Origin of the sequence: Afipia clevelandensis ATCC 49720 (genome assembly GCF_000336555.1) — a bacterium.
Taxonomy (GTDB): Bacteria; Pseudomonadota; Alphaproteobacteria; order Rhizobiales; family Xanthobacteraceae; genus Afipia; species Afipia clevelandensis.
Map to the genome: position 1 here is coordinate 652,612 of NZ_KB375281.1, position 22,089 is coordinate 674,700.

Annotated in this window: 23 protein-coding genes and 2 tRNA genes; 11 read left to right on the forward strand and 14 right to left on the reverse strand. The window is 63.1% G+C overall.

The genetic code is table 11. The annotated features are described in order from the left end of the window. Positions 1 to 33: 33 nt before the first annotated feature. Positions 34 to 1,650, forward strand: a complete 1,617-nt coding sequence (locus tag HMPREF9696_RS02910; RefSeq protein WP_002711451.1) for a peptide chain release factor 3 — start codon at positions 34 to 36, stop codon at positions 1,648 to 1,650. 15 nt (positions 1,651 to 1,665) lie between these two features. On the opposite strand, the gene HMPREF9696_RS02915 is transcribed toward HMPREF9696_RS02910, so the two are convergent. Together HMPREF9696_RS02915 and HMPREF9696_RS02920 are read right to left on the reverse strand one after the other, a co-directional pair. Continuing rightward, positions 1,666 to 2,115: an SRPBCC family protein gene (locus tag HMPREF9696_RS02915; protein WP_002711452.1), complete on the reverse strand. Its 450-nt coding sequence runs from the start codon at positions 2,113 to 2,115 to the stop codon at positions 1,666 to 1,668. Between the two features lie 34 nt (positions 2,116 to 2,149). Beyond that, the gene (locus HMPREF9696_RS02920) at positions 2,150 to 3,124 is read right to left on the reverse strand and encodes a Bug family tripartite tricarboxylate transporter substrate binding protein (protein WP_002711453.1); all 975 of its coding nucleotides are present in this window, start codon (positions 3,122 to 3,124) and stop codon (positions 2,150 to 2,152) included. 179 nt (positions 3,125 to 3,303) lie between these two features. Here HMPREF9696_RS02920 and HMPREF9696_RS02925 point away from each other — a divergent pair, with 179 nt between their 5' ends. The 6 genes from HMPREF9696_RS02925 (at position 3,304) to der (ending at position 8,106) form a co-directional block, all read left to right on the forward strand. After that, positions 3,304 to 3,888: an NnrU family protein gene (locus tag HMPREF9696_RS02925; RefSeq protein WP_002711454.1), complete on the forward strand. Its 585-nt coding sequence runs from the start codon at positions 3,304 to 3,306 to the stop codon at positions 3,886 to 3,888. A gap of 3 nt (positions 3,889 to 3,891) precedes the next feature. Beyond that, on the forward strand, positions 3,892 to 4,740 hold the full coding sequence (gene panB, locus HMPREF9696_RS02930; protein ID WP_002711455.1) for a 3-methyl-2-oxobutanoate hydroxymethyltransferase: 849 nt from the start codon (positions 3,892 to 3,894) through the stop codon (positions 4,738 to 4,740). A gap of 94 nt (positions 4,741 to 4,834) precedes the next feature. Further along, positions 4,835 to 5,215 carry a helix-turn-helix transcriptional regulator gene (locus tag HMPREF9696_RS02935; RefSeq protein ID WP_002711456.1) on the forward strand — a complete coding sequence of 127 codons (381 nt, stop codon included), beginning with the start codon at positions 4,835 to 4,837 and terminating at the stop codon, positions 5,213 to 5,215. Positions 5,216 to 5,434: 219 nt separating this feature from the next. Beyond that, on the forward strand, positions 5,435 to 6,088 hold the full coding sequence (locus tag HMPREF9696_RS02940; RefSeq protein WP_002711457.1) for a tetratricopeptide repeat protein: 654 nt from the start codon (positions 5,435 to 5,437) through the stop codon (positions 6,086 to 6,088). A gap of 13 nt (positions 6,089 to 6,101) precedes the next feature. Beyond that, positions 6,102 to 6,620, forward strand: coding sequence for a hypothetical protein (locus tag HMPREF9696_RS02945; protein WP_002711458.1), 519 nt, complete (start codon positions 6,102 to 6,104; stop codon positions 6,618 to 6,620). Between the two features lie 88 nt (positions 6,621 to 6,708). Further along, the gene (der, locus tag HMPREF9696_RS02950) at positions 6,709 to 8,106 is read left to right on the forward strand and encodes a ribosome biogenesis GTPase Der (RefSeq protein WP_002711459.1); all 1,398 of its coding nucleotides are present in this window, start codon (positions 6,709 to 6,711) and stop codon (positions 8,104 to 8,106) included. 18 nt (positions 8,107 to 8,124) lie between these two features. Here the strand turns inward: der and HMPREF9696_RS02955 are convergent, their stop codons facing one another. Together HMPREF9696_RS02955 and HMPREF9696_RS02960 are read right to left on the reverse strand one after the other, a co-directional pair. Then, positions 8,125 to 8,502, reverse strand: a complete 378-nt coding sequence (locus tag HMPREF9696_RS02955; protein WP_002711460.1) for a DUF2147 domain-containing protein — start codon at positions 8,500 to 8,502, stop codon at positions 8,125 to 8,127. Between the two features lie 99 nt (positions 8,503 to 8,601). Next, a complete protein-coding gene (locus tag HMPREF9696_RS02960; protein WP_002711461.1) occupies positions 8,602 to 9,345 on the reverse strand; it encodes an SDR family NAD(P)-dependent oxidoreductase in 744 nt (247 codons plus the stop codon). Between HMPREF9696_RS02960 and HMPREF9696_RS22105 the strand changes: the two genes are divergently transcribed. Further along, complete coding sequence (locus tag HMPREF9696_RS22105) at positions 9,344 to 9,466, forward strand: hypothetical protein (RefSeq protein ID WP_283805003.1); 123 nt, start codon at positions 9,344 to 9,346, stop codon at positions 9,464 to 9,466. The genes HMPREF9696_RS02960 and HMPREF9696_RS22105 overlap by 2 nt on opposite strands. Before the next feature lie 39 nt (positions 9,467 to 9,505). Next, a complete protein-coding gene (locus HMPREF9696_RS22165) occupies positions 9,506 to 10,633 on the forward strand; it encodes a GNAT family N-acetyltransferase (RefSeq protein WP_347335769.1) in 1,128 nt (375 codons plus the stop codon). A 27-nt stretch (positions 10,634 to 10,660) separates the two neighbouring features. Here the strand turns inward: HMPREF9696_RS22165 and purF are convergent, their stop codons facing one another. The 7 genes from purF to HMPREF9696_RS21145 form a co-directional block, all read right to left on the reverse strand. Further along, positions 10,661 to 12,181, reverse strand: coding sequence for an amidophosphoribosyltransferase (purF, locus tag HMPREF9696_RS02970; RefSeq protein ID WP_002711463.1), 1,521 nt, complete (start codon positions 12,179 to 12,181; stop codon positions 10,661 to 10,663). Positions 12,182 to 12,223: 42 nt separating this feature from the next. Continuing rightward, positions 12,224 to 12,868, reverse strand: coding sequence for a CvpA family protein (locus HMPREF9696_RS02975; RefSeq protein ID WP_002711464.1), 645 nt, complete (start codon positions 12,866 to 12,868; stop codon positions 12,224 to 12,226). Positions 12,869 to 13,086: 218 nt separating this feature from the next. After that, on the reverse strand, positions 13,087 to 14,553 hold the full coding sequence (gene radA / locus HMPREF9696_RS02980; RefSeq protein ID WP_002711465.1) for a DNA repair protein RadA: 1,467 nt from the start codon (positions 14,551 to 14,553) through the stop codon (positions 13,087 to 13,089). Between the two features lie 141 nt (positions 14,554 to 14,694). After that, complete coding sequence (gene cnbZ, locus HMPREF9696_RS02985) at positions 14,695 to 15,453, reverse strand: 2-amino-5-chloromuconate deaminase CnbZ (protein WP_002711466.1); 759 nt, start codon at positions 15,451 to 15,453, stop codon at positions 14,695 to 14,697. A gap of 26 nt (positions 15,454 to 15,479) precedes the next feature. Next, positions 15,480 to 16,646 carry an alanine racemase gene (gene alr / locus HMPREF9696_RS02990; RefSeq protein ID WP_002711467.1) on the reverse strand — a complete coding sequence of 389 codons (1,167 nt, stop codon included), beginning with the start codon at positions 16,644 to 16,646 and terminating at the stop codon, positions 15,480 to 15,482. A 73-nt stretch (positions 16,647 to 16,719) separates the two neighbouring features. Then, positions 16,720 to 18,222, reverse strand: coding sequence for a replicative DNA helicase (locus HMPREF9696_RS02995; protein WP_002711468.1), 1,503 nt, complete (start codon positions 18,220 to 18,222; stop codon positions 16,720 to 16,722). 340 nt (positions 18,223 to 18,562) lie between these two features. Continuing rightward, a complete protein-coding gene (locus tag HMPREF9696_RS21145; protein WP_002711469.1) occupies positions 18,563 to 18,898 on the reverse strand; it encodes a hypothetical protein in 336 nt (111 codons plus the stop codon). Positions 18,899 to 19,174: 276 nt separating this feature from the next. Here HMPREF9696_RS21145 and HMPREF9696_RS03005 point away from each other — a divergent pair, with 276 nt between their 5' ends. Continuing rightward, positions 19,175 to 19,627 (forward strand): Hsp20 family protein, encoded by a 453-nt coding sequence (locus tag HMPREF9696_RS03005; RefSeq protein ID WP_002711470.1) that lies wholly within the window; start codon positions 19,175 to 19,177, stop codon positions 19,625 to 19,627. 97 nt (positions 19,628 to 19,724) lie between these two features. After that, positions 19,725 to 19,943, forward strand: coding sequence for a hypothetical protein (locus HMPREF9696_RS03010; RefSeq protein WP_009736055.1), 219 nt, complete (start codon positions 19,725 to 19,727; stop codon positions 19,941 to 19,943). A gap of 316 nt (positions 19,944 to 20,259) precedes the next feature. On the opposite strand, the gene HMPREF9696_RS03020 is transcribed toward HMPREF9696_RS03010, so the two are convergent. The 3 genes from HMPREF9696_RS03020 to HMPREF9696_RS03025 all read right to left on the reverse strand — a co-directional run bounded on the left by HMPREF9696_RS03020 (position 20,260) and on the right by HMPREF9696_RS03025 (position 21,796). After that, positions 20,260 to 20,345: transfer RNA gene (locus HMPREF9696_RS03020), tRNA-OTHER, on the reverse strand. Positions 20,346 to 20,374: 29 nt separating this feature from the next. Next, positions 20,375 to 20,450 (reverse strand) — tRNA-Cys (locus HMPREF9696_RS21545). An 86-nt stretch (positions 20,451 to 20,536) separates the two neighbouring features. Beyond that, positions 20,537 to 21,796, reverse strand: a complete 1,260-nt coding sequence (locus tag HMPREF9696_RS03025) for a cyclopropane fatty acid synthase (RefSeq protein WP_002711472.1) — start codon at positions 21,794 to 21,796, stop codon at positions 20,537 to 20,539. Positions 21,797 to 22,089 lie beyond the last annotated feature (293 nt).

Sequence of the window (22,089 nt, forward strand, 5' to 3'; positions counted from 1 at the left end):
TCCTGCCGCGTTTCTTTGTCACACGCTCGCACCATGTCCGACACCGCCATCGCCGCCGAATCCTCGCTGACACCGCTTGCCGAAGAAGTGGCGCGCCGCCGCACGTTCGCGATCATTTCGCATCCTGACGCCGGCAAGACCACGCTGACCGAAAAGCTGCTGCTGTTCGGCGGCGCCATCAACCTCGCGGGTCAGGTGAAGGCCAAGGGCGAGCGGCGCAACACCCGCTCCGACTGGATGAAGATCGAGCGTGAGCGCGGCATCTCCGTCGTCACCTCGGTGATGACCTTCGAGTTCCAGAATCTCGTGTTCAACCTGCTCGATACGCCGGGCCATGAGGACTTCTCCGAGGATACCTACCGCACGCTGACTGCCGTCGATTCCGCCGTAATGGTGATCGACGCCGCGAAGGGCATCGAAGCGCGCACGCTGAAGCTGATCGAGGTGTGCCGGCTCCGCGACATTCCGATCATCACGTTCATCAACAAGATGGACCGCGAAAGCCGCGACGTGTTCGATCTGCTCGATGAGATCGAGAAGACGCTTGCGCTTGATACGTCGCCGATCAACTGGCCGGTTGGCCGCGGCCGCGATTTCATGGGCACCTATAATATCGAAACCGGGGGCATCCGCCTGCTGGAAGGCGGCGGCGCCAAGACCGGGGCCATGGAAAAAATCGAGATTTCCGATCTCGCCAGCCGTAACGCCAACCTCAATGCCGGCGAGATTGCCGACGAACTCGAACTGGTGAAAGAGGCCTCGAAGCCGTTCGACCTGCAGTCGTTCCGTGAGGGCCATATGACGCCGGTCTATTTCGGCAGCGCGCTGCGCAACTTCGGCGTCGGCGATCTGTTGGAGGGTCTCGGCCGTTTCGCGCCGTCGCCGCGCGCGCAGGACGCCGACAAGCGCAAGGTCGAGGCCGACGATCCGAAGATGAGCGCGTTCGTGTTCAAGATTCAGGCGAATATGGACCCGAACCACCGCGACCGCATCGCTTTTGCGCGGCTGTGCTCGGGCAAGCTGACGCGCGGCATGAAGGCCAAGCTGGTGCGCACAGGCAAGGCAATGCCGCTGTCGTCACCGCAGTTCTTCTTCGCGCAGGATCGCGCCATTGCCGACGAAGCCTTCGCGGGCGACGTGGTGGGCATTCCCAATCATGGCACGCTGCGCATCGGCGATACGCTCACGGAAGGCGAAGACCTGACGTTCGTTGGCGTGCCGTCATTCGCGCCGGAAATCGTGCGCCGCGTGCGCCTGACCGACGCGATGAAGGCCAAGAAGCTGAAGGAAGCCTTGCAGCAGATGTCAGAAGAGGGCGTCGTGCAGGTGTTCCGTCCGCGCGACGGCGCGCCCGCGCTGGTCGGCGTGGTCGGCATGCTGCAGCTCGATGTGCTGAAGGCGCGGCTCGATGCGGAGTATTCGTTGCCGGTGGATTTCGAGATCAGCGAGTTCCAGTTGGCGCGCTGGATTTCGTCGGACGACCGCAAGAAGCTCGACGCCTTCATGGCGGCGAACAATTCGGGCGTGGCCGACGACGTCGACGGCGACCCGGTGTTTCTGGCCAAGAACGAGTTTTATCTCGGCTATACCCGCGAGCGCGCCGAAGGCATCGTGTTCTCGTCGGTCAAGGACGTGAAGAAGAAGGCGTGAGCGCTTCCTTTTCGCCTACCGGCTGCGCTTCTCCACATTCGCCTTGATGTTACCAAGACCGATGGCGGCTTCTGCATCCATGTTGGCGATCTGTTCGTCGGTCGGCGGCTTCTTGCGGGCCGGATTGCGCAGGGTGCGGGTAAACTTCGTGCCGCCATCGACCTCCTCGCAGGTGTACTGAACCACGATGGGGCCGATGAAGGTTGTCTCGGCCTGCACGATCCAGAGCTTGGGGCTGACGCAGGCGCGCACGATCCAGTCGAGCGAGACTTCGCCGGAACGAATGTGCCATTTCTCGTGAAACAGCTCGCCGGTGTCCAGCGGACGATTCTCGCTGTCGATGTGGTGCGAGGCCGCGAGCCATTCGGGCCAGGACTGCGGATTGGTCACGTAGTCGAACACCGCTTTCGCCGGCGCATTGATGACGATGTCGTGGCTGCGCTCGAAGGAGACGGTGGCGTTCATGGCGTTCCTCTTTGTTTTGTTCGCTTACCGGACTTTAGTTGATCCGGATATCGCCGCGTTTGATGACATCGGACCATAGTCTGATCTCCGCGTCCATCCGCGCCCGGAGTGCAGCAGGCGTGGAGGGGACAGGCTCCATCAGTTGCGTTTCCAGCCGCTCGCGCACGCTCGGCTTGGCCAGGATGTCGTTCACCTCTTCGTTGATCTGCGTGATGGTCGCAGGCGATGTTCCGGCAGGCGCAATCAGCGCATTCCACGCGTCGGACTCGACGTCGATGCCTGACTCCTTCAGCGTCGGCACGTCGGGCAGGAATCGCGAGCGCTGCGCCGTCGCAACCGCGAGGATTTTCACCTTGCCGCCTGCGAGTTGCGGTGTCACGGCGATGGCTGGCAGGCACGCGGCCTGCACGTCGCCGCGGATCACGGCGGTGATGGCTTGCGGCGATCCGCCATAAGGGATGTGGACCATCGTCGTGCCCGCGCTCTGCGCGATGGCTTCCATGGTCAGATGCGAGAGCGAGCCTGCGCCGATCGAGCCGAAGGCGAGTTTCGATCCATCGCGTTTCAGCATGGCGACGAACTCGGCGACCGAATTGATATTGAGGCTTGCAGGCACCACCAGCACGCTCGGCAAGGATGTCAGCATGCTGATCGGCGCGATATCCTTTGCCGGATCGTAGGGCAGCTTTGAGAACAGCAGCGTGTTGATGGCGAGCGGCCCACCGAGGCTGATGCCGAGCGTGGCCCCGTCGGGCGCGGCTTTGGCGACGGCGTCGGTGCCGATATTGCCACCGGCGCCCGGCTTGTTCTCGACCACAAAGCTCGCACCGGGATGCCGCACCTGCAGATCGTCGGCGATGATCCGCCCGACCAGATCGGGTGTCGAGCCGGGCGCATAGGGCACGACGATCTTCACGATTTTCGGCGGCCACGACGAGTCCGCTGCGCGGGCGTTGGAGGCGGGCGCGGCGAATGCCAGCGCGAGGGCGGCGATTGCAAGGGATTTCATAAGGCCGGGAAGAACTTGGAGCAGGGTTGCGATGCGGAAGCGGCATTGCGCGCCGCACCCCAAAAGTGATACCGGGGCACAGCGCAGCCGGACCCTAACAGGGTCGCGCGCGGGGTGGAATGTGCCGGAAAGCGGGGCTGAAAACCGCTGCGGGCAGATCGAGAGGGAGGAGCGGCACTATGGGCTTGTTGATCCTGATCGCCGGACTGGCGTTGTTCCTCGGCGTTCACACCCTGACCACGCTGCGCGGTCCCCGCGCGACGGTGATCGCGCGGCTGGGCGAGGGCGGCTACAAAATTGTCTACACACTGGTGTCGTTCGCGGGCCTCGGGCTGATCGCCTGGGGCTTCAGCATGTATCGCGCCACCGGCTGGATCAATGTCTGGTATCCGCCGGTCGCGCTGCGGCACCTTGTGCTCGCGTTGATGCTGCCTGCGGTGATCCTTGTGGTGGCGTCCTATATCCGCGGCCGCATCTACACCACGGTGAAGCATCCGATGCTGGCCGGTGTGAAACTGTGGGCCCTTCTGCATCTTCTGGCCAATGGCGATCTCGGGTCGATCATCCTGTTCGGCTCGGTGCTGGCTTGGGCGGTCTATGACCGCATCTCTCTCAAGCGCCGCGAAGATCCCGGCGCGCCACCCATTCCTGTCGGCGGCGTCGGCAACGATTTGATCGCGGTCGCGGTCGGTGTTGTGGTCTACGCCGCGCTGGCCTTCGCATTCCATCCTCTCGTGATCGGCGTCCCTGTGATTGGAGCTTAAGACATGTCCGTACAATCAGCCGTCAAGCGCAAGACCGCGCCCGATATTCTCAAGCGCAAGGGCGGCGACCCGATCGTGATGCTGACGGCTTATCATGCCCACACAGCGCGGCTGGTCGACAAGTATTGCGACGTCATTCTGGTCGGCGACTCGCTCGGCAACGTGATGCACGGGTTCGAGACCACGGTGCCGGTGACGCTCGAGATGATGATCCTGCAGGGCCATGCGGTGATGCGCGGCTCGCAGGAAGCGCTCGTTGTCGTGGACATGCCTTTCGGCTCGTATGAAGCCTCGAAAGAGCAGGCGTTTCATTCCGCCGCGCGTGTGATGAAGGAAACCCACTGCGGCGCGGTGAAGATGGAAGGCGGTGTGCGCATGGCCGAGACCATCGAGTTTCTGACCACGCGCGGCATTCCGGTCATGGGTCATATCGGCCTCACACCGCAATCGATCAACACGCTCGGCAGCTTCAAGTCGCAGGGCAAGGATGAAGCTCTCAAGATCGCGGCCGGCGAAAACGCCAGCGGCCCGTTTCAGGACGACGCGCGCGCGGTGGCGCAGGCCGGCGCGTTTTCCATGGTCGTGGAAGCGGTGGCGGAGCCGCTGGCACGCCGCATCACCGAGATCGTGTCCGTGCCGACCATCGGTATCGGCGCCAGCAATGCCTGCGACGGTCAGGTGTTGGTGCTTGAGGACATGCTGGGCCTGTCGCCGTGGGTGCCGAAGTTCGTCAAGCGCTACGGCAATCTCGGACCCGGCATCGAAGCGGCGATTCAGGATTACGCCAGGGAAGTCCGCTCGCGGGCATTTCCGGGGCCGGAGCATGTCTACGGCATCAAGCCCAAAGGCTGATCTTTCCGTTTGAAAGAGGCTCCGGGTTTGAACCCGCGGCCTTCCTGGCGCGACACATCATCGGGACGGTTTTGCTCCCGGTGGTGGATGAGACATGGAAGACGGTTTCTTCGTTATGCGCGGCTCGCGCCTCGGCGCGATCAAGGCGTTTATTCTGACCAAAATTGATAATCCCGAACTGTGCCTTGATGATGTGGCAGCGCATCAGGAGATTTCGTCGAGTTATGTGCGAAAGCTGTTCGCGGCCGAGGGCGCGAAGTTCACGGCCTTTGTTCTCCAAACTCGCCTCGAGAAAGTCCTGGAGATGCTGGCCGATCCCGAGATGCGGGGCCAGCCCATCAGCGCCATCGCGCTGAAATGCGGCTTCAATGATATTTCCTATTTCAACCGCGTCTTTCGCAAGCGCTACGGCTGTACGCCATCCGATCTCCGCTACGGCCGCGTTGCCAATACCGAACTCGCCGCCAACGGCTGAATGTCAGCCTGATTTCCGCGCCCGCGATCCGGCCCTCGATGCCGGATCGGTGGGCTGCCTGACCCTCCGGACAGTGTTAACGCTTTGATCCGGCTGACTTTGCCTTGTCAGCGCCATACCGGTACTGTATCGCCGCCGTCATATCGGGGAGCCGCGCCAGCCGCGCGGCGGGCGACGGTTTCACACGTTTTCCAGAACAGGCCGGGGCGGGACAGTTAAGTGTCTGAGATTTTTAATGAAATTGACGAGGACTTGCGCCGGGAGCAGCTCAAGAAGCTGTGGGACAAGTATTCGTTCCTGATCATCGGTGTTGCGATTCTCATTGTCGCCGGTGTCGGCGGCTGGCGCGGCTATCAATATCTCGAAGCCAAGAAGGCTGCGGAAGCCGGATCGGCTTTCGAGGCCGCTGTGACGCTGTCCGAGCAGGGCAAGAAGGCCGAGGCGGAAGCCGCCTTCACCAAGATCGCGACCGAGGGCGCCAAGGGATACCGGGCGCTCGCACGTCTGCGCGCCGCCGCTGACGCGGCTGCCGCCGATCCGAAGGCTGCCGCCAAACTCTACGACAGCATCGCGGCCGACCCGGGCATTTCGGTCACGGAGCAGGATCTGGCGCGCATCCGCGCCGCCAGCCTCGTCATGGAAACCGAGCCTTACGCGGATATGCTCAAGCGCCTTGAGGCTGCCACTGCCGAGGGACGGACTTTCCGGCATACCGCGCGCGAGTTGCTTGCCCTGTCGGCCTATCGCGCCAACGACGCCACCGCCGCGCGCCAATGGCTCGACATGATCGGCAACGATGCGCGTACGCCTGCAAGCCTGCGCAGCCGCGCCGAAGCCCTGCAGGCGCTGCTGCCGCCCGCCGCGAAGAGCTGAGACGAGATTCCGCATGCGCCGTTCGCAACGCCTGATTGCCGCCGCCGTCCTTGCCGCGATCTCTGTCGCGCTTGCGGGTTGTTCGGGCGGCGGGTTTGATCCGACCGACATGATGGATTGGTTCGACACCAAGAAGAAGCTGCCTGGCGAGCGCCGTCCGGTCTTCCCGGAAGGCGTTCCCGGTGTCGAGCAGGGCGTGCCGCGGGACATGTACAAGGGCGCGCATCAGCAGGAGCCGCCGCCACCACCGGTGGCCGAGGCGCCGCCGCCTGCCCCCGAGCCGCGCAACCCGCCTGCGCGTTCTGCTGCCCGCGAGGCAGATCCGTTCCCGAAGCCGGTGGACAGTGCCAGCCCGCCGCCGAAGATGAAGAAGCCGAAGCGCAGGAGCGTGACCGCGCCCGAACCTGAAGCCGCCGAACAGCCGGCACCAGCGCCGCAGCGGCAGCAAGCCGCTCCGCCTCCGCAGGCCGCCCCGCAGCAGGCGACAACGCCGTTTCCTGCACCGTTGCCAAGCGGGGGCTTCTCGCGCTGACCGGTCTCAATTCTCGCTGCGGCTGTTTCGTCCGCGCTCGCTGATCCCTTTATTGACATGAGGTCGGTAAAGGGCGAACGGATTTCCCATGTCCTTTACGATCGCCATCATCGGCCGGCCCAATGTCGGCAAGTCGACCCTGTTCAACCGGTTGGTTGGACAGAAGCTCGCGCTTGTTGACGACCAGCCCGGCGTCACCCGGGACCGCCGCGAGGGCGCCGGAAAACTCGGCGATCTTGAATTCACCCTGATCGACACCGCCGGACTGGATGAAGGCCCGAAGGGCTCGCTCACCGCGCGGATGCAGGAGCAGACCGAAGCCGCCATTGCCGCCGCCGATGCGCTGATGTTCGTGATCGACGCGCGGATCGGCCTGACGCCGACGGATCGTGCCTTTGCCGATTTCGCGCGCCGCGCCAACAAGCCGGTGGTGCTCGTCGCCAACAAGAGCGAAGGCAAGCATGGCGAAGCGGGCGCGATGGAATCCTATGCGCTCGGCCTCGGCGATCCGGTGCCGATTTCTGCGGAGCACGGCGAGGGCCTGAGCGATCTTTATGACGCGCTGGCGGCGCTGATGCCGGAGCCGGTCGAGACCGATGACGACGAGGACGATGCAGAGTCGTTCGAGAATGTGGACGGCGAGGATGAAAGCCTGTCCACGCGCCCGATCCGTGTTGCCGTCCTCGGCCGTCCCAATGCCGGCAAGTCCACAATGATCAATCGCCTGCTTGGCGAGGAGCGGCTGCTGACCAGCCCGGAAGCCGGAACGACACGCGACTCCATCGCGGTCGATGTGATGTGGAAGGGCCGCGAGTTTCGCGTATTCGACACTGCCGGCCTGCGGCGGCGTTCGCGGATCGAGGACAAGCTGGAAAAGCTCTCGGTCTCCGACGCGCTGCGCGCGGTGCGGTTCGCCGAAGTCGTCGTGCTGATGATGGACGCGCAGAACAGGTTCGAGGAACAGGATCTGCGGCTCGCCGACCTGATCGAGCGTGAAGGCCGCGCCATCGTGCTCGCCGTCAACAAGTGGGACCTGATGGAGCGCGCGCCGAACCAGATTTCGCGCCTGCGCGAGGATGCCGATCACTGGCTGCCGCAGATGAGAGGCGTTCCGGTGGTCGCCGTATCGGGCATGATGGGCGAGGGCATGGATCGCCTGATGAGCGCGATCGAGGATGCCTATGCGGTCTGGAACCGGCGGATATCAACGGCGTCGCTCAATCGCTGGTTCGAGCAGGCGGTGCAGACCAATCCGCCTCCGGCCGTTTCGGGCCGCCGCCTCAAACTGAACTACATCACGCAAAGCAAGGCGCGTCCGCCGAGCTTTGTCGTGTTCTGTTCGCGGGCGGATGCGGTCCCCGAATCCTACCTGCGTTATCTGATCAACAGCATGCGCGTCGCGTTCGACCTTCCTGGCACGCCGATGCGGATCACGCTGCGCGAGAAGGACAATCCGTTCGCGCACAAGCGCAAGCGGAAGTCCTGACTCGCGCGCGCTTCGCAGTCAGTTCGCCTTCGTCCAGGTCGAGGACTTGCAGATCATGCCGCCCATGGCGCAACCTGCCGTGGTGAGCGTGCCGCCCGAGAGCGACATCTTGCCGGAATAGGTCTTGCCGTCTTCCGGATTGAACGCGGAGCCTTTCCACGCATCCGCGCCGTCGGGCTTCATGTCGTAGAAAATGCGCTGGCCGACCTTTGCCGGAGTTTCGACGCCAGGCTTGAGCCAAACCAGCGAGCCACAGTAAGCGCCACCGCCACAGGGGCCAATCTTGACCTTGGACGCGCCGGTGTCGCGCAGCCATGTCCCACTCGGATCGCCCGCGAAGGCGGGCGAGGTGACGAGTGCGAGTGCTGCAACCGCAGCGGCGATTTTGAATCTCATGATGTTTCCCCTCAACAAGCATCCGCCTCTTCGTGCGGGCTTGTGCAAATTGAACAGGGGGTCTTGTCGGGAGTCAATCGCGCACTGCAATGGCGAGCGTTACTCCACCGGAGTGCGGAAACTCTTCAGCGTCCTTGATGGATAGTCGAAGAATTTTCCGGTCTCGGTCCAGGATGGCAGGCACATCGGCATGATGAATTCGGCGGCCTGCTCGGGCGTGTCGAGAGTCATCGGGTCTTCGCCCGGCATCACGGTGGCGCGCATGCGGGTGCGGATCGGGCCGGGGCTGAACAGGTTGACGCGGACCGGTGTGTTGACGGTCTCGTTGGCCCATACGCGCACCAGCGCATCGAGCGCGGCTTTCGAGGCGGCGTAGGGGCCCATATAGGCGGTCGCCTTGCTGGCGATGCCGGATGTGATGAACACCGCGCGCCCGGCGTCCGACTTCTGCAGCAGCGGCTCCATGCAGCGGATCAACTGGAAGTTCGCCGTGGTGTTGACGGCCAGCATGTTGTCCCAGAATTTCGGATCGGTGTGGCCGAGCGGCGACGACGTCCCGGCGACACCGGCATTGCCGATCAGGACATCGAGCTTGCCATGGCGTTCGTGCAGCGCGGCGCCGAGGCGCGCAATGCCGTCTAGGTCGGTCATGTCCAGCGGCACCAGTGTCGCGGTGCCGCCATCGGCGCGGATGACGTCGTCCAGTTCCTCGAGCGCGCCCTGTGTCCGCGCCACCGCGATGATGTGGGCACCGGCCCGCGCCAGCGCGCGCGCCGTGGCGTAGCCGATGCCGCGCGATGCGCCGGTGACGAGAGCGAGGCGGGAAGCGAGAGGTTGGGTCATGCTTGAACTCATTCTGGGCCGGGCGGCCATCAGCGTCTTTCGGCAGGGTTTTATAGACATGGACGGCCGGGACAAGCCCGCCGAACGCATGAAAACCCAGTTTGGTCCCGCTCTCCGGTAAGCCTCGAAATCGGGCTCGGGTCCATGTTAAACGCCCGCCATGAGCGCGAACCCAAACCCCGGCGGCTGGCGGGCGATGACGGCTGTGGACCTTCCGGCTGTCAACGCACTGGCGGCGCGCATTCACCCTGAATATCCGGAGGACCCGGCGGTCTTCGCCGAGCGGCTGCGGCTTTATCCTGACGGATGCCGGGTGTTCGAGCGAGGCGACGGGATCGAGGCCTATGTGGTTAGCCACCCGTGGCAGCGCACGGAGCCGCCGGCGCTGAACTCGCTGCTCGGCGAACTGCCCGCCATCCCATCGGCCTATTACATCCACGATCTGGCGCTGACCCCGGACGTCCGGGGTTCGGGTGCCGCATCTGAGATCGTTGCGTGGCTTGGAGCGCATGCAAGGGCCAGCGGGTTTTCCGGCATGTCGCTGATCGCGGTCAACAGCTCGTCGGGGTTCTGGCAGCGTCAGGGATTCGAGGTCACGCGAAACCCGCAGCTTGACGCCAAACTGCGAAGCTATGGCGACGATGCGGTCTACATGACGCGATCACTTGAGGTTACAGGTTGGCATCCGTCATCGAGAAACATCAGCGCCCTCTATGAACGCCATGCAACTGCCTTTGACCGTGATCGCGGCAAGCGACTGGTGGAGCATGCGTGGTTCGAGCGGTTCCGGCAGGTGATGCCGGCGGGAGCGGATGTGCTCGATTTCGGATGCGGCTCGGGCGAGCCGGTGGCGCGCTATCTGATCGAGGCGGGGCACAGGGTTACGGGCGTCGATTCATCGCCGACGCTGATTGAACTTTGCCGCTCGCGCTTTCCGGATCAGACATGGATTGCGGGCGATATGCGAAAGGTTTCGCTCGCGCGCCGCTTTGGCGGCATTGTAGCGTGGAACAGTTTCTTTCATCTCACTCCGGACGATCAGCGCGCGATGTTCGCCGTCTTCCGCGATCATGCGGAGCCAGGCGCCGCACTGATGTTCACCAGCGGCCCGGCAGCGGGAGAGGCGATTGGAAGCTATCGGGGCGAGGCGCTGTATCACGCCAGTTTGGCGACTGCGGAATATGAAGCGCTGCTGGCGGCACACGGGTTTTCAACCGTGCAGCATGTGGTGGAAGATCCGGAGTGCGGCGGCCTGACGGTGTGGCTGGCGCGGAGACAGCCAGCCTGAGCGGGTGACCGCGCAGGCTGATGATGTTCAGCTCGCCTCGGCCAGCAGCGATAGCTGATGCGGCTGCTGCTCGACCTGGGTCTGGTCGGTGAGGTGCGTCGGATAGGCGCCCGTGAAGCAGTGATCGGCGAACTTCGGGTTGGCAGGATCGCGGCCGTCGAAACCCATCGCGCGATAAATGCCGTCGATGGACAGGAACGCCAGCGAATCGGCGCCGATGATCTCGCGCATTTCCTCAATGCTGTGGGTCGCGGCCAGCAGGCCGCCGCGGTCCGGCAGGTCGATGCCGTAATAGTCCGGATTGACGATCGGCGGCGAGGCGAGGCGGAAGTGGACTTCCTTCGCGCCCGCGTCGCGCATCATGCGCACGATCTTTTTCGAGGTGGTGCCGCGCACCAGCGAGTCGTCGATCAGGATGATGCGCTTGCCTTCGATGGCGGCGCGGTTCGGCGCATGCTTCATCCGCACGCCGAGTTCGCGCACGCTTTGCGTCGGCTGAATAAAGGTGCGGCCCACATAGTGATTGCGGATGATGCCGAGCTCGAACGGCACGCCGGAGAACTGGCTGTAGCCAACGGCGGCAGGCACGCCGGAATCCGGCACCGGAACGACCACGTCCACCTCGACCGGATTTTCGCGCGCAAGCTGCGCGCCGAACGCCTTGCGCACTTCGTAGACCGAGCGGCCGCCGACGATGGAGTCCGGCCGTGCGAAATAGATGTATTCAAAGATGCAGGGACGGGGCGGCTGCGGCGGGAACGGCTTGTGGATTTCCTGGCCGTGCTCGTCGAACACGATGACTTCGCCCGGCTCGATGTCGCGGACATATTTCGCGCCGATGATATCCAGGGCACAGGTCTCGGAGGCGAGGATCGGACACCCGTCGAGTTCGCCGAGGACGAGGGGGCGGATGCCGAGCGGATCGCGCGCGCCGACCAGCTTCTTGTTGGTGAGCGAGACCAGCGCATAGGCGCCTTCGATGGCGCGCAGCGCTTCGATATAGCGCTCAATAAAACGGCCGCGCTTGGATTGCGCGACCAGATGCAGGATGACTTCGGTATCGGTGGTCGACTGCATCACGGTGCCGTGGCGGACCAACTCACGGCGCAGCGACAGACCGTTGGTGAGGTTGCCATTGTGCGCGACGGCGAAGCCGCCTGCGTTCAGTTCGGCGAACAGGGGCTGCACGTTGCGAAGGATGGTGCCGCCGGTGGTGGAGTAACGGACATGGCCGACGGCCATGTTGCCGGGCAGGCGTTCGATGACTTCGGCGCGGGAGAAGGTGTCGCCGACAAGGCCGAGACGGCGTTCGGAATGGAAGCGGCCATGGTCGTAGGTGACGATGCCGGCGGCTTCTTGGCCGCGATGCTGGAGCGCATGAAGCCCGAGGGCGGTAATGGCGGCGGCTTCGGGATGTCCGAAAATGCCGAACACGCCGCACTCTTCGCGCAGCGTGTCACCGTTCAGGTCCTTGTCGAGATCGTCATCCAGGTCGTAGCCGGATTTGGAGGAGGGAGTGGCAGACTGATCGCCAGAAGGGGTTTTCATATGGTCCACCGCGCCCTTGTCTGAGGCAGGACTGGCCTGAGCCTAGCGTCCTGCGGGTTTGCTTTCGATCAACTGTTTCAGCCCGTCACGAGCCGATTTGCCATACCCGCCGTCGTTTCCCACCGTTGCCGTCGTGCGCGGTTCGGGAGCAGCATCGGTCTGCTCCTCGTCGCCCTTTTTCTTGAACCTCTTCAAGATGGTGTTCTCGGGGTCGTCGGGCAAGAGGCCCATCAGCCACTCGCCGGTTCCCTGCAACATCACCTTGGACTTGGCACTACGGACCCAATCGGGCTGTTGTTTGTCCGGCACCAGCCAAGCGAAGAACAAAAATGCCACCACCATGATCAACAGGCCGCGAGCGAGGCCGAACAGGAAGCCGAGCGTGCGGTCCAGCGCGCCGATCCGGGAGTCCAGGATCATGTCCGAGATTCGGACGGTGATGATCGAGACCACGATCAGCGTCAGGATGAACACACCGGCGACCACAGCAACCGCAGCCACCGTCTCGTTGTTGAAATAGGTTTTCGCCGTCGGCAGCAGCTTCTGATAGGCGTACAGCGTGGTCAGGGCGGCGGCGCCCCATGCGGCGATCGACAGGATCTCGCGCATGAAACCGCGGATCATCGCCAGAAGACCCGACAACAGCATCACGGCAAGGACGATAATGTCGAGAAGCGTTATCGGCATCGGATGGTCAGGTCCGCTTTCAGTTTCAAAAGCCGCGAATCGGGTCGCTCAGTCCCCGGATAGCTGACGGCCATATCGCACGTCCCGCAAGGGCCGGGAACCCGCAAAAAGCCCGGCATCAACGGCAAAACTGCATCGCAGCCATGGAACGCCCGTTGCGGTTAACGGTCCGTAGCGAAAGCGGCGCGCAGCCTCGTGAGGCCGCCGGTTATATAGCGTCAGCGCACACGCGCGTCACGCCGCGCTTCGTCGTCACGGCGCTGGAATCGGCCCTCCGGAGCGGATTTTGCCGGTGCTGTGGCTTTGCGGCCCTTGGCGGCGATGTCCGCCACCAGCGAGGTGAGCGAACCGACCGTGTTGAGCGCCAGTCCGGCGTCGCCCACGGCATCGCCGCGCGCGGTTTCCGGCAGCACGGCGCGGCCGAAACCGAGCTTGGCGGCTTCCTTGAGCCGTGCGGACGTTTGCGCCACCGGGCGAACCGCGCCGGACAGCGAGATTTCGCCGAAATAGACCGCATCGACCGGCAGCGGCGCATTGGCGAGTGACGACACCAGCGCGGCGGCCGCGGCCATGTCCGCTGCGGGCTCGTTGATGCGCAGGCCGCCGGCGACATTGAAGTAGACGTCGTAGCCGGAGAGCTTGACGCCGCAATGGGCCTCCAGCACCGCCAGCACCATGGACAGGCGGCTGGATTCCCAGCCGACCACGGCGCGGCGCGGCGTGCCCAGGGTGGTCGGCACCACCAGCGCCTGCAATTCCACCAGCACGGGACGTGTGCCTTCGAGGCCCGCGAAAACGGCGGTACCCGGACTGCCGAGATCGCGCTCGGACAGGAACAGTTCCGACGGGTTGGAAACTTCGCGCAGGCCCAGACCTGTCATCTCGAAGACACCGATTTCGTCGGTGGGGCCGAAGCGGTTCTTCACCGCGCGCAGAATGCGGAATTGCTGCGAGCCTTCGCCCTCAAAACTCATCACCGCATCGACCATGTGCTCGACCACGCGGGGACCGGCGATCTGACCATCCTTGGTGACGTGGCCGACAAGGATCAGCGCCGCGCCGGACTTCTTGGCAAAGCGAATGAGCGCCTGCGCCGAGGCGCGGACCTGCGTCACGGTGCCGGGTGCGGATTCCACCGTGTCGGTCCACATGGTCTGGATGGAGTCGATCACCACAAGGCGCGGCGGCGTGCCTTCCGACAGCGTGGCGATGATGTCTTCCACCGAGGTCTGCGCAGCCAGTTGCACCGAGGCATCGGCAAGTCCGAGCCGCGCGGCGCGCAGGCGCACCTGCGCCACGGCTTCTTCGCCGGATATGTAGACCACACGGTGCCCGGCGCGCGCCATCAGGCTGGTGGCTTGGGTGAGCAGCGTTGATTTGCCGATGCCGGGATCGCCTCCGACCAGCAGCACCGAGCCTCGCACAAAGCCGCCGCCGGTGACGCGGTCGAGTTCGGTCATGCCCGATGAGAGGCGCGGCGCTTCAGGGCTCGAGCCGGTGAGGGATTCCAGCGCGAAGGGCCGGCCCTTGCGCTTGGCGCGCAGATTGGCGGGCACGGAGGTTGCGCCGGTGACGTCTTCCTCCGACAGCGTGTTCCACTCGCCGCAGGACTCGCACTTGCCCTGCCACTTGTTATAGGCGGCACCGCAGTTCTGGCAGACAAAGGAGAGGGCGTTTTTCGCCATGGAGCGGGCCTGCCAGCGTCAGAACAACGGGAATCGTATGTTCCTCTTTTGTTCACAAAAAGCGTTAAAAAGTCAACCCATGTCCGTGCGGCCCCCCGATGGCAGGCGTCTGCCGAAGCGGGGGCAAGAGGTAGCCTTTCTCTAACGCGGGTCGATCACCAGTTCGGTGCGCACGCTGCGGACGTCCACCTCGAACTCCATGCCGATCACCGGCGGCCATGCCGGATACCAGGCGAGGCCGAGCTGACTGATCTTGTCTTCGGCGAAGACGGTATCGAGCAGCGGGCGGATGTCGTGAACGGTGTAAATCTGCGCGGCGGTGACCTTGCTCCAGTCGCACCCGAGTGCGGCGACACGCTCGCGCATCGCGTTCATGACAAAGCGCGCCTTGGTCTCAAGTCCCTTGAGCGAGACATCGCGTCCGCCGACGATGCGCTCGGAAGGCGGGGCGCCATCGCGGATTTCAGGCTTGCCTGAAATCAGGAAGTCGCCGGACGCGCCAGTTTCCGGAACGGTGTAGGTGAAGGCAAAGAACATCGCCTCGCTCGGCACCTCGGTAATTGGCGCGAGATTGCTGCGCGCCAGCGGATTGATGTCGCCGGCCTTGCAGCCCCATTGATGCAGCGTCTTGAGATATTCGCCATTGAAGGCCTGAAACTGTTCGCCGGTCATCGCCGCGGGCGAGCGCAGTTCACAGGCTGCCAAAGCCGTGACCGGGCGGCCTTCGCGTTCGAGATGCTTTTTGATGAAAGCGAAGCCATCGGCCATCGGGATCGGGCGCATCAAGCGCACGCGGCGCAGCGCGTATCCGGGCAGGGCGGCCACGCCGCTTGAGAATGGCCCTCCGGGCGAAACGATGTACTTGTAGTTTCCGGGCGCGAACTCCGTGACGTCGGGCATTCGGCTGTCCTTCTTCTTGTTTGAACTTATTGCCCGCCCTTGTAAGCGCGCACGTATCGCTTGCCGAGGCTCGTCAGCACCTCATAGCCGATGGTGCCGAAGTGATGCGCCAGTTCGTCCACGGTGATCTCGCTGTTGAGCAGCGAAACCAGCGCGCCGCGACGGGTTGCGCCGGGTGGCAAAGCCGTGATGTCGATGGCCATCAGGTCCATCGAGATGCGGCCCGCGACCGGGCAGCGTTTGCCTGCGACCATCGCCTCTGCACTGCGCATGTTGTCGATGCTGCCCGCGGCACGGAAATAGCCGTCGGCATATCCCGCCGTCACGATCGCCAGCTTGGTCGGCTGTCGCGCGGTCCATGTGCCACCATAGCCGACATGCTCGCCTTTCTCGACATTGCGGACCTGCGCCACGCGAACTTTCAGATCGACCACGGGCTGCATCGGCGTATCGGCTTCCGGCGTCGGATTGACGCCGTAGAGCGCCGCGCCGGGCCGCACCATGTCGAAGTGGAATTGCGGCCCGAGGAAAATGCCGGACGAATTCGCCAGCGAGGCAGGAACGCCGGAAAACTGCGAGGCGATTTCGCGGAACGCCGCGACCTGCCGTCCATTCGATGGATCGTTCAGCAGTTCGGCGCTGGCAAGATGACTCATCACCAGCGAAATGCCGTGATTGCCGTTCTTGATCCGCGGCAACAGCGCCTGCGCTTCCGCGATACGGAAGCCGAGGCGGTTCATACCGGTGTCGATATGGATCGCCGCCTGACCCTCCCAGCCGCTGGTGGTGCGGAACGCATCCCACTCGGCGAGTTCGGTAGCATCGCCGATCACCGGGCGGCAATCGTACTTCGCGTACTGGTCGCCTGCACCGGAAAAGAAGCCGTCCAGCACATAGATGACTGAGGTCGGCGTGACGTCGCGCACGGCGCGCGCCTCGTCCAGCGTGGCGACGAAGAATGTACGGCAGCCGGCTTTCGCCAGCGCGCGGGTGACCTGTGCAATGCCGCAGCCATAGGCGTCCGCCTTGACCACGGCGGCGCAGTCGGCCGGCACGGCCTGGCTGCCGAGCTTGCGCCAGTTGGCAACGATGGCATCGAGGTCGATGGTCAGAAGGCCGGTCGCGCTTGCGGGCAGGGGCGCATCCGCCGCGATGATGGTGTCGGAAGATTTGAGATCGGAAGCAGGAGTCATTGGCTCGGGCAGCAAGTGTGATTCAAACGTTGAACCACACTAACACACTCTTTGCGCCCCGACGTACAGCCGATCAGCCAAATCGCTCGGGCAGTTGCGCGTCAGGCGCGAGATCGCCGAAGCGGGTGACGCTGGCGTCGAACTGCAGGTTGATGGTGCCGGTGGGGCCATGACGCTGCTTGCCGATGATAACTTCGGCTTTTCCGTGCACCAGCGACATGTCGAGCTGCCACTTCTCATGCTCGGGCGTACCGGGACGCGGCTCCTTGCTCTGCAGGTAGTATTCCTCGCGATAGACGAACAGCACGACGTCGGCGTCCTGTTCGATCGACCCTGATTCACGCAAGTCCGAAAGCTGTGGGCGCTTGTCGTCGCGGCTTTCGACCTGACGCGACAACTGTGAAAGCGCGATGATCGGAACGCTGAGTTCCTTGGCCAGCGCTTTCAGGCCGGTGGTGATCTCGGTAATTTCCTGCACGCGGTTGTCCGAGCGCTTGCCCGATCCCGACAGAAGCTGGATGTAGTCGATGATCAGTAGATCGAGACCCTTCTGCCGTTTCAGCCGCCGCGCGCGCGCGGTGAGCTGCGAGATCGAGAGACCGCCGCTGTCATCGACATAGAACGGCAGGCTCTGCATTTCGATGGAATGGTCGCGGATCTTGTCGAAGTCGGCTTCGCTGATGCCGCCGCGGCGGATCGAGCTTGACGAGATGCCGGTGCGCTCGGCGAGAATACGGGTCGCGAGCTGTTCGGCCGACATTTCGAGCGAGAAGAAGCCGACCACGCCGCCGTCGACGGATTTCATCTGTCCGTCCGGTTGAACCTCGCCGCGCCACTTCTGTGCGACATTGAACGCGATGTTGGTGGCCAGCGCGGTCTTGCCCATGGCTGGGCGGCCAGCGAGAACGATCAAGTCGGACGGCTGCAGGCCGCCCATCTTGATGTCCATGTCGCGCAGGCCGGAGGCGAGGCCCGACAGATTGCCGTCGCGGCTGTAGGCGGCGGCGGCCATGTCCACTGCGGTGGTCAGGGCCTGCGAGAATTTCTGGAAGCCGCCATCGTAGCGGCCGGACTCGGCGAGGTCGTAGAGTTTCTTTTCGGCGTCCTCGATCTGCGCGCGCGGCGCGAAGTCCACCGGCGCGTCGAATGCGACATTCACCATATCCTCGCCGACACGGATCAGGTCTCGGCGGATCGAGAGATCGTAGACGGTGCGTCCGTAGTCCTGCGCGTTGATGATGGTGGTCGCTTCGGCGGCGAGGCGGGCGAGATACTGCGCCACCGTCATGCCGCCGCCGATGTCGGTGTCGGCGGGAACAAATGTCTTCAGCGTCACCGGGGTAGCGATCTTGCCCGCGCGGATCAGGCTGGCCGAGGTCTCGAAGATCAGTTGATGGATCGGCTCGAAGAAATGCTTCGGCTCGAGGAAATCGGAAACCCGATAGAAGGCGTCGTTGTTGACCAGAATGGCGCCGAGAAGTCCCTGTTCGGCTTCGATATTATGAGGCGCAACCCGGTAAGCCGGCGAGCCGGCGTCCGGCGCGAGCTTGATAATGTTCGAATCGGTAATCGCCATAGAGGTTTAATGGTCTTCTAATCGGATGAAAGTGGGGCAGGCGGCTGCACGAGGCGGACTGCTACCTAATACTTTCAGAGTCGCGGACGGAATGCTTCATCCAAACTATCCCCACTCTTCAATGTGAGAAAGAAACCGCAGGCGGGGCTTGATTTGCGCCGCGCGATCGGATCGGCCGCTGACAGGACTTCTAAACGCAGGCCTGCGGTATGCTTCAACCGATGCTCGGAAGGCTCTGACTTTCAACGCGGATCGAGCGGGAACCTTGACGCCGCCTGCATTCGCAAGGCGGCGTTTCCTTTTTCGAGCGCATCGCGCGAACGAGGCGTCCGCTCCTCACTCAGGAAGCAAGAGCCATGGTCTGGGCCGGAGGGGGAGCCGCATGTTGCGCCGCGCCGCCCTTGAATGGTGGCGGTCCATCGTCGTCGTCGTCCAGGCGGCGGAGCGCGCTCAGTATATCTTTCAAGGCAACGGCAGCGGGCGCGCCAGGCAATTGCCGCAGCCAGGGATTGTCCTCGACCGCAAAAGCGTCGGACGCCCAGGCCGCAAGAACGCATCGTTTGTCTGCAGCGGTAAGAAGGGGACTGGACAGCACCTCGTCAGGGTGACTGAAGGTCGCTGCCAGCAGGGAATTTGCATGAATGTCGAAAGGACGTGAACGAACTTCGGAACTCATGGTCGCCTCCTCTTTCTCCTTTCAGGTTGGGATGGCGCCAAACGATTTAGGCGGGCGAAGGCAGCCGTCAAGATTTCCTGGCGAAAAAATTGCGTCGTTAACCAATGCGGTTTCGTCCGAAAAATTTTTCAAGGAGGGGCTTGAAACGCGCCTCTGTTTTTTTAGGTTTTTGTTGCCGGAAACGGCCCGAATGCCCTTTGGGGTTCGGTGAAGACGGGCACCGGCAGGTGTTCGGCGGCCCGCTTGTATCCAACTTGCTCAATGGAGGATTTGGCTATGAGAAATGCATTCGACATTACCCCGTTCTGGCGGTCGTCTATCGGTTTCGACCGTTTCTTCGACCTCGTTAATGCCGCGCAGCAGCAAGCCGAGGCTCACTATCCCCACTACAATATCGAGAAGCTCGGAGAGGATCGCTATCAGATCTCCATTGCTCTTGCGGGCTTTCGGCCGGAGGAGATCAGCATTACTGCTGAACAAAACATCCTTACGGTGGAGGGGTGCAAGACCGACGAGAAGCGGCAGTATCTCTACCAGGGGATTTCCGAGCGCCAGTTCCGCCGGCAGTTCAATCTGGCGGACTATGTCGAAGTCAGGAACGCGACCTTCGGCAACGGGCTCCTGCGAATCGAACTCGTCCGGGAGATTCCGGAGGCCATGAAGCCGCGGCGCATCCCGGTCAATGGCGCGCCCAACGTGCAACAACTCGACGCGAAGGTCGCTGCTTAAGCGGCATCCGTTAATCAACGGCGGTTCCCGTTGGCTCAAGCCGACGGGTGCCGTCAGCTTTGGATGAAAGGAAAGATGGAGGCCCATCGTGTCAACGATGATGGTGGATGAAAAACTCGCCCGCATCCGCGCCCGCACCAGCAACATCAGGAGATATCGCCGTCTTCTGAAGACGGAGCTGACCGAACTCGAGCGAAGTTTTGTTCTGAAGCGATTGTCGGAAGAGGAGCGCGCGCTGAGGGAATTGACCGGCGAAACCTTTCCGGTGGCAATCGGGCCGCTCAAGCCTGAGGGCGCGTTTCTGACAGCGTCCTAGCGGTGCGGCATCATGCCCGACAGCATTCGCGACTTTCTGGTCCGGGGCCACCGAAAAGTAATCGAGCACTACGACTGCCTGCTCAGGTCGCCGTCACTTCCGGAAAGCGAGCGGCGTCTGATCCTGGGTCGCCGCGCGAAGGAAGAGGAGGCCCTTGAGAGGCTTCTGAAGGCGGTGTGGACAGGCCGAATGGCGTCGTAGACGCGATCATTCGTCGGCGTGTCGCGGACCCTGTGCCTGACGCGGCAAATCATAAAAGACAAAACGGCAAGCCAGCCTCGGGAGAGGCTGGCAAATCCCATGTTAGAAAAGGAAATGGAGGAAAGGGAGAGGATTCGAACCTTCGACACGGTCTCCCGTGTGCCGCGTTAGCGGTGCCTTAAGCCACTCGGCCACCTTTCCAAAGACTTCGAGCAACCGGCTCTGGAATTTGGAGGCCCAGCCTGGATTTGAACCAGGATGTGAAGCGTTTGCGGCGCCCCCGCGTAGACTTTCCGCCACCGGGCCATGGAATGAGCGTGCATCAGCGGCGGCGCGCGTGCAATCGGCGATTGGGGTGTTAGTTAATACCCGCGATGGCTCGGGTATTAGGGTTACTCGCCTGCAAGGCGGAAAACCGGATGTTTCGCGGCCTCAAGATCGCGCAGGCGCTGCTCTTCGCGCGCAATGTAATCGCGGGTGATCGGCACCACGCCTTGCTTCTTGCTGAGTTGAATCTGGAACACCATGACGTTCTGCTTGCGGAACGACATTTCGGACGACGCCAGGTAGAACTCCCACATCCGCACGAAGCGTTCGTCGTACAGCTTCGCCGCTTCCTCGCGGCGGGCGAGAAAGCGCTCGCGCCAGGCTTTCAGCGTTTCGGCGTAATGCAGCCGCAGGATTTCGATGTCATCGACCAGCAGTCCCGCGCGTTCGATCGCGGGCAGAACTTCGGACAGCGCCGGGATATAGCCACCGGGAAAAATGTACTTCGCGATCCACGGATTGGTGATGCCGGGGCCTTCCGAACGCCCGATGGAATGGAGCGTCATCACGCCGTCGTCCGTTAGCAGTTCGGCGCAGCGCTGGAAGTAAGTGTCGTAATAATCAACGCCGACATGCTCGAACATGCCGACAGAAATGATGCGGTCGAACGGGCCGGGCGTGTCGCGATAGTCCTGCAGCAGGAATTTGGCACGGTCAGCGAGGTTTTGCTCGGCGGCGCGTGCGTTGGAGACACCGAGCTGCTCCTCGGACAGGGTGACGCCGGTGACATTCGCACCCGCGATGTCCGCGAGGTAGAGACCGAGGCCGCCCCAGCCCGAGCCGATATCGAGCACGCGGTGATCGGGTTTCACCAGCAGCTTGGCGGCGAGATGGCGCTTTTTGGCGAGTTGCGCGTCGTCGAGTGTCGTGTCCGGCGTCTCGAAGTAGGCGCAGCTATACTGCATGTCCGCGTCAAGGAAGAGGCGGTAGAGCCGTCCATCGAGATCGTAATGACTGGCGACATTCTGCTTCGAGCGGGTGGGAGGATTGAACTGCTGCCAGTGGCGGATCAGGTAACGGAGCCACCAGCGCAGCTTCGACCAACGTGGCAACATGTCGGGCTGGTCGAGCGCGATGGCGAGCAGGTCCGCGATCGAGCCGTTCTCGACCACGAATTCGCCGTCGGTATAGATTTCCCCGATGGCCAGCTCCGGGTCGAGCAGCAGGTGGCGCTCCGCCTCCGCCGTCATGAACCGGACCGATACGGGCCGGCCCGTGCCGTCCCCGCAGGTGAACGACACACCGCTGGAGGTCGTGAATGTAATCGAGCCGCGCCGGATGAACTGGCTCAGGAAATGCCGCAACAAACGATCTATCGAACGCATGTCCAACGATCCCGGGTGCTTCACGCTATATACAGGTGCCTCACACCTCATAAATGTTGGTAATTCCGGTCCGGCTTTCAATCGTAATTTGACGTAGATGGCGCTTGTGTAAGGCTGGTCTGCGTTTTTATCCGGTGAATCGCCTGCCATGCCGCCCTGAAGGCGCCATGCTTCCCGGTAACTTGCTCACAAAGTTGCGAAATCTCGGCGCTTCCATTCGCGTCATAATCCGCTAAAGGTGACCGCGAGGCCAGCGGCAGGGGTGAGACCGCCGTCTGGCCTTGGCTAGCGAT

What these genes read in the sequence shown, in the direction of transcription:
- HMPREF9696_RS02910 (WP_002711451.1), top strand. Translation starts at nt 34, where the DNA reads ATGTCCGACACCGCCATCGCCGCCGAATCCTCGCTGACACCGCTTGCC.
- HMPREF9696_RS02915 (WP_002711452.1), bottom strand. Translation starts at nt 2,115, where the DNA reads ATGAACGCCACCGTCTCCTTCGAGCGCAGCCACGACATCGTCATCAAT.
- HMPREF9696_RS02920 (WP_002711453.1), bottom strand. Translation starts at nt 3,124, where the DNA reads ATGAAATCCCTTGCAATCGCCGCCCTCGCGCTGGCATTCGCCGCGCCC.
- HMPREF9696_RS02925 (WP_002711454.1), top strand. Translation starts at nt 3,304, where the DNA reads ATGGGCTTGTTGATCCTGATCGCCGGACTGGCGTTGTTCCTCGGCGTT.
- panB (WP_002711455.1), top strand. Translation starts at nt 3,892, where the DNA reads ATGTCCGTACAATCAGCCGTCAAGCGCAAGACCGCGCCCGATATTCTC.
- HMPREF9696_RS02935 (WP_002711456.1), top strand. Translation starts at nt 4,835, where the DNA reads ATGGAAGACGGTTTCTTCGTTATGCGCGGCTCGCGCCTCGGCGCGATC.
- HMPREF9696_RS02945 (WP_002711458.1), top strand. Translation starts at nt 6,102, where the DNA reads ATGCGCCGTTCGCAACGCCTGATTGCCGCCGCCGTCCTTGCCGCGATC.
- der (WP_002711459.1), top strand. Translation starts at nt 6,709, where the DNA reads ATGTCCTTTACGATCGCCATCATCGGCCGGCCCAATGTCGGCAAGTCG.
- HMPREF9696_RS02955 (WP_002711460.1), bottom strand. Translation starts at nt 8,502, where the DNA reads ATGAGATTCAAAATCGCCGCTGCGGTTGCAGCACTCGCACTCGTCACC.
- HMPREF9696_RS22105 (WP_283805003.1), top strand. Translation starts at nt 9,344, where the DNA reads ATGCTTGAACTCATTCTGGGCCGGGCGGCCATCAGCGTCTTTCGGCAG.
- HMPREF9696_RS02960 (WP_002711461.1), bottom strand. Translation starts at nt 9,345, where the DNA reads ATGACCCAACCTCTCGCTTCCCGCCTCGCTCTCGTCACCGGCGCATCG.
- HMPREF9696_RS22165 (WP_347335769.1), top strand. Translation starts at nt 9,506, where the DNA reads ATGAGCGCGAACCCAAACCCCGGCGGCTGGCGGGCGATGACGGCTGTG.
- purF (WP_002711463.1), bottom strand. Translation starts at nt 12,181, where the DNA reads ATGAAAACCCCTTCTGGCGATCAGTCTGCCACTCCCTCCTCCAAATCC.
- HMPREF9696_RS02975 (WP_002711464.1), bottom strand. Translation starts at nt 12,868, where the DNA reads ATGCCGATAACGCTTCTCGACATTATCGTCCTTGCCGTGATGCTGTTG.
- radA (WP_002711465.1), bottom strand. Translation starts at nt 14,553, where the DNA reads ATGGCGAAAAACGCCCTCTCCTTTGTCTGCCAGAACTGCGGTGCCGCC.
- cnbZ (WP_002711466.1), bottom strand. Translation starts at nt 15,453, where the DNA reads ATGCCCGACGTCACGGAGTTCGCGCCCGGAAACTACAAGTACATCGTT.
- alr (WP_002711467.1), bottom strand. Translation starts at nt 16,646, where the DNA reads ATGACTCCTGCTTCCGATCTCAAATCTTCCGACACCATCATCGCGGCG.
- HMPREF9696_RS02995 (WP_002711468.1), bottom strand. Translation starts at nt 18,222, where the DNA reads ATGGCGATTACCGATTCGAACATTATCAAGCTCGCGCCGGACGCCGGC.
- HMPREF9696_RS21145 (WP_002711469.1), bottom strand. Translation starts at nt 18,898, where the DNA reads ATGAGTTCCGAAGTTCGTTCACGTCCTTTCGACATTCATGCAAATTCC.
- HMPREF9696_RS03005 (WP_002711470.1), top strand. Translation starts at nt 19,175, where the DNA reads ATGAGAAATGCATTCGACATTACCCCGTTCTGGCGGTCGTCTATCGGT.
- HMPREF9696_RS03010 (WP_009736055.1), top strand. Translation starts at nt 19,725, where the DNA reads ATGATGGTGGATGAAAAACTCGCCCGCATCCGCGCCCGCACCAGCAAC.
- HMPREF9696_RS03025 (WP_002711472.1), bottom strand. Translation starts at nt 21,796, where the DNA reads ATGCGTTCGATAGATCGTTTGTTGCGGCATTTCCTGAGCCAGTTCATC.